The 831-nt window shown below is 40.0% G+C and carries 1 protein-coding gene; it reads left to right on the forward strand.

All coding sequences use genetic code 11. From position 1 onward, the window contains the following. Positions 1 to 92 precede the first annotated feature (92 nt). Positions 93 to 831 (forward strand): IS30 family transposase (locus MM239_RS20815; RefSeq protein WP_241350249.1); only part of this gene is annotated, 739 nt, incomplete at its 3' end.

Here is an 831-nt window from a genome sequence, read left to right on the forward strand (position 1 = left end):
CCTAGATTCAATCAATAAATGCAACACTAAAGGTTTAAGGAAAGGAACCTAGGTTCCTTTCCTTAGGCTGAAATTAATAAATTAGTGTTGTCATGAATAAATTTAAACATCTCAGCCCAGAACAAAGGTATCAAATAGAGGCCTTAAACCGAAACGGAACATCACAGACCAAAATCGCAGCCATTATCGGGGTGAATAAAAGCACAGTATCCAGGGAACTTCAGAGGAATACCGGCAAGAGGGGGAGATATAGTGGAGAGTATAGAGCCGAGGTTGCCCAGAACCGAACAAATGAAAGACATAAACTCAAGAAAAAGCGGGTCAAATTCACCGAATCTCTTAAAGAAGAAGCCCGAAAAATGCTTATTGAGGACAAATTAAGCCCAGAACTTATCTCGGCCATTTGGAAGAAACAAGGTAAAGAAGGAGTTTGCTATGAGACGCTCTACAACTGGATATTTACCGCTAAAAAAAGTAGCCATTGGAAGTATCGCAAGGATAGGGATCTTTACAGGAATCTCCGACATGGTAAGAGGAAGCGTAAAAGAGGTAATTACAGGCATACCAGAGGAATGATCAAGGAGAGGGTGCCTATTGACCAAAGGCCTTCAGTAGTTGAAGACAGACAGAGGATAGGAGATATAGAAGTAGACCTTATGATGGGTAAAAACCACAAATCAGCTCTTTTGGTACTGGTCGACAGAGCAACTTTGATTACTACCATGGAGAAACTTGATGGAAAAAATGCAGAAACCATTGAACAGAAAATATCAAAGAGAATACAGAGAATAGGATCATCATTCTTCAAATCAATAACCTTCGATAACGACA

It is taken from the genome of Belliella filtrata, from assembly GCF_022549775.1.
Classification (GTDB): domain Bacteria; phylum Bacteroidota; class Bacteroidia; order Cytophagales; family Cyclobacteriaceae; genus Belliella; species Belliella filtrata.